Annotated in this window: 3 protein-coding genes and 1 pseudogene; 3 read left to right on the top strand and 1 reads right to left on the bottom strand. The window is 52.7% G+C overall.

Translation table 11 applies throughout. The annotated features are described in order from the left end of the window. A pseudogene (locus B3P58_RS00210) lies at window positions 1-753 on the bottom strand (hypothetical protein); the annotation flags it as partial. A 193-nt stretch (window positions 754-946) separates the two neighbouring features. Here B3P58_RS00210 and B3P58_RS00205 point away from each other — a divergent pair. The 3 genes from B3P58_RS00205 to B3P58_RS00195 form a co-directional block, all read left to right on the top strand. Beyond that, window positions 947-2017 (top strand): AraC family transcriptional regulator, encoded by a 1071-nt coding sequence (locus tag B3P58_RS00205; protein ID WP_286715062.1) that lies wholly within the window; start codon window positions 947-949, stop codon window positions 2015-2017. Between the two features lie 399 nt (window positions 2018-2416). Further along, the gene (locus B3P58_RS00200) at window positions 2417-3391 is read left to right on the top strand and encodes a hypothetical protein (protein ID WP_230332434.1); all 975 of its coding nucleotides are present in this window, start codon (window positions 2417-2419) and stop codon (window positions 3389-3391) included. Window positions 3392-3616: 225 nt separating this feature from the next. Further along, on the top strand, window positions 3617-4393 hold a 777-nt coding region (locus B3P58_RS00195), incomplete at its 3' end, for an alkaline phosphatase D family protein (RefSeq protein WP_286715059.1).

Here is a 4393-nt window from a genome sequence, read left to right as displayed (position 1 = left end):
ATGCAGCAGTTGTGGCTGGCCGGGTATCAGCAACAGCAATTCCAGCGCCGGGTTCTGCAGCAGGTTACGCAGGCTGAGCGCCACTTTATTGCCCGGTCGCTCCGCCATAAATAAACGCCCATCGGGCAGCATACGGATGACACCGGTTTCGTCACCGCGTGGTGAAACGGAGGTGATGCCCTGGGCGTCGCAGGTTTTCAGCAACAGATACATTGCCTGTTGCAGGTACTCTTTTCGGTCGCTCAGCACGGTGCTGTCGGCTGGTATCGCAGCGCTGTGTTCTGTCTCGCTGTCCCACAGACCGGAGCGAACAGCAGCGCGCGCGCAGTGCAGATAGGTGCTTTTAACCTGCAGTTGCCAGTGTCCCTGTGGTAACTGCCGGCTCAGACGACCGTTGACCCGCAGGGCATGACCGACACCCGGTATCAGAAAATACAGGCTGGCGTTCTGACCGCTGTGGCCACGATTTGCTTGCCTGTCTGCTTGCTTGTCCGTTTGCAGGTCTGGCTGCTCGTCCGCTTCAGGCAGGCTGAAGCGCACGCTGTTAGCGGTAACCTCCAGCTGGCAGTGGCTAAGGCTTACGGGTTGTAATGCCGGTGTACCGCTTTCGCTGGCGACTATCATCACCCGGGCGTGGTTAATCACCTCAAAGCAATAAGCATCGAGTTGCGTCTGTACGCGCTTTTCCAGCAGCGCTGGTGGTGCAGAAATAAGTTGCCGCAAGTGCTGTTCGTTCTGAATGCGGTGCTGCATAAAATTCTCCTGCAGAGCTCTGGGTTATTCGTAGGTCTCTTTATCCTAATCCGCTTGCGAGCGGCAGCTCAGGCAGCTGGTTGCAGAGTTATGGAATCTGGTTGCAGACAGGGTACTTTTGCCTGGCTTTCGGGCATTCTTGGCAGTATGAAGTGCATTGACAGAAGGGTGTTAAGTTGTTGGTTGAGTGGTTATGTCCCGCAATAAACTGACCGTTTCGGCGGTAGCCGTAAAAGATCTGGCGCAAGAGCTGCAGCGCCGTGGCGTGCTGGCGCCCGCTCAGATGTCAGCTGATAGCGCGGCAGAAGCGGTTGCGGCAGGCGCAGAAATGCACGAACTGCGTCAGGCCGAAAGTGCGTTGCGTGCACTGTGGACGGAAGCCCGTAACAACAGCGCCGATGACTCTTTGGGGCTGAAGATTGGCCTGCAGGTTAATCCCGCTGCCCGCGGTTTACTGGCGCGCTGGATCGCGCATTGCGCCACGCTGGGCGAGGCACTCACCACCTTTATCGATCATATTCAGTTACTGAACCCGGCCGAACGCTGGCAGTTGTTGCCGGCCGGTGATGAAGTGGAAATCCGCTTTGAATTTCTGCTGCCATATCCACAGATTGCGGTTGAGCGCAGCATGGCGGCGATGCTTGCCTGGGGCGCGGTTCTGGGTGGTGAGGTTTTTGGGGGCGAGGTTACAGCAGGTACCGAAAATGCCAGCCGCCTGCTGCCGGTACGCAAAGCCGAACTTGCCCGTACCGGGCCGGCCGACAGCCAGTTGTTTTATCAGACATTCGGCCCCGGAATACGTTTTACCGGGGCGCCTGGTGGCGTTAACCGTCTGTGGCTGGATGCTGCGCTGCTGCAGCATCCATTGCCGGCGGCGGATGTCTATCTGCGCGATTTACTGGCTGCGCGGGCGCAGCAGCTGCCAGTGGCCGGGATATTGTCAGCGGGAGCGCAGGCAAACAGCGCCGGGCAGACGGCAACAAAGGCACCGCTCAGTCTGCGGGTGCTGGCACTGCTGGAGCAGGATATCCATAAATTCAGTCAGATTCAGGCGGTGTGCGCCGCCGTGCACCTCAGCCGTTCGACGCTGTTCCGTCGCCTGAAAGCGGAACACACCAGCTTTACCGAACTGCTGAACCAGCAGCGTTTGCGGTTGGCACGCAGTCCGCAGGCTCAGGGGCTGAATGCCACCGAACTGGCCGATTTACTCGGATTCTGCGACAGCAGCTCATGTTACAAATTTATGCGGCGATGTTTATTGTGATGCGTCTGGCAATAAGAAAGCTGGTATTGAATATTTGACGTGATTGATTTTGTCGGGGGAGGGAAAGACTGCTTATCGAGTATTCATTTTTCAAATAAATTTTTAATGAATATTAAATCCACTGCCTGCCCTAAGGTATAAGTACCGGGTTCTTTATCCTGAATGGAATACAACCTCTGCTGTTGAGCACAGAAGCAGCTATCAATAACTAATTTCATTGCATGTTATTCAAAATAGAATACGCTGGCTTCGCCATGTCGCATGCAGTTCGTTTTAGCGGATGAGTGTTGGCGCTGAAATGATGTGTCAGGGATTCGTTTTTTATGAATTTATTTCTGCACCGCTGAATGATTCAGGGGGGCACTGATAAGTAATCGATTTTAATAAAGGATTATAAATATGTCAGATAAGATCAGATCGATCCCTTTTAAAACAGCGGTAAGCATGACACTGATTGGATTGCTGTCATCGTCTGTCGTCAATGCCAGTCAATTTGTTGCAGATCTGGTTCCGTCAGCCTGGGAAACGATTAACCGTCAGGTGGTGGTTCGGGATAAAATGTATTCAGCAAATTTATACGGTGCACCCGCAACAATTCAGGTAATGTTCGAAAACAATGGTCAGCCTTCTGCATTTCAGCCTGATCAGCTATCAGCCAATAATGCCAGTTTTTCATGCCGTGACAGCGTGGCTGGTGATGATATCGATACGGCTTCCGGGTTTGTGGAAAGCCTCACTAAAGTGTGTGAATTTCTTCCAATGCAGACGCTGACGACGAGGGACAGCAGCAATGTCCTGACCACGGAGGAAGTCAGGACATACGTTATGCGTGTGAAGTTTAAAAAAGCGACTGATCGCAGTGTCAAGCTCCGGCATGCCCGTCCGGCGGATCGCCATTGCGATACTGCAGGAGATTCCTCTTCTTACAATCCTCTTGATACTTGTTTGACAGTTACCAAAAGTCTGACTCTGACGGGTAGTAATATATTCAAACCTTTTGTCTCACGGGTAAATTCACAGGGTGTCACCGAGCAGTGGACGCCTCTTGCCTTAAAAAATAATGTTTACGAAGTTACATTGGCTATTGGTGGTGGCACGAATAACAATAAGAAAGTTTTGGTAGAGAATGGCCTGAAATTAAAAGTCTCAGGCAGTATTTCGGCTTTACCCAATGATGAGTTGCTTGAAGGCGCAGAGTTTTCTGATACCAACTGTGTATTTGAAAAACAGGTTACGCTGACACCTGGTAACTACACCTGTACCTTTACTGCAGAGGAAGATGGGTTTATTCATATTCCTTTGAAAAAGGCTGGTTCTGCTACCGGCGGACGTAATGTTACGGTGACCATCAAAAACCTGTCAGTAACGCCGTAATCCTGTTAAGTCTTATTTATCTGTAATACCACAGCCGGAATCTGATAGTTTTCAGATCCCGGCTGTTATTCTGTATTCGCTGTAACTCTCTGCTGTCATCATCCGGTCATCCGCTGGTCATCAATCCGCCACTTTTCTGCAACCATATGGTCAGCAAAGCGCAACCGCGCTGTCATCCTCTGCTCATTAAATAGACCGCGTTCAGTCTTTGCTGCGGAAAGCACCATGACCCTGACGCGCCGGAATTTTTTGCTTAATTCGTCCCGCTCTGCGGCCTCTCTGGGAATGGCTGCAGCGGCTGGCCCGGCGCTGGCAGGCACGGGTCTGGCGGACTCATTTTTGCCGCAGCAGGATGATCTGATGGCGGTACCACGCTCCAGTGCTTTCCCGTTTCAGCATGGGGTTGCCAGTGGTGATCCGCTCACCGACCGGGTGATTCTCTGGACCCGCATAACCCCTCCGGCACTGGCCGAAACCTACAGTATTCCTTATCGCTGGCGCATCGCCCGTGATCCGCAATTGCGCGAGCTGGTTAACGAAGGCTTCGGCTATACCGATGCTGGCCGTGATTTCACCGTTAAGATTGATGCCGATGGTCTGCAGGCCGGGCAGAGTTATTACTATGTGTTCGAAGCTCTGGGGCAGATGTCGGATATCGGCCGCACACGTACTTTGCCGCAGGGCCGGGTGGAGCATCTGCGCATTGCCTTTACCTCCTGCTCGAATTACGCCCGTGGTTATTTCAATGTGTATAAAGAGCTGGCACAGCGCAACTATCTGGATGTGGTGCTGCATCTGGGTGATTACATTTATGAGTACGCGAATCTCGATGCCAGCCTGAGCAGTGGCCGTATCAATCAGCCGCCGCGCGAAATCATCACGCTGGACGATTATCGTCAGCGCCACGCCTGCTATAAAACCGATGCTGATTTACAGCAGGTGCACCGCCAGCATCCTTTTATGGTGATCTGGGACGATCATGAAGTGGCGAATAACGCCTGG

The organism is Thalassolituus sp. UBA2009 (genome assembly GCF_002335285.1).
Lineage (GTDB): Bacteria > Pseudomonadota > Gammaproteobacteria > Pseudomonadales > Oceanobacteraceae > Venatoribacter > Venatoribacter alkanivorans.
The sequence above is the reverse complement of the archived record's forward strand: the minus strand, read 5'-3'. Positions and strand labels throughout refer to the sequence as shown.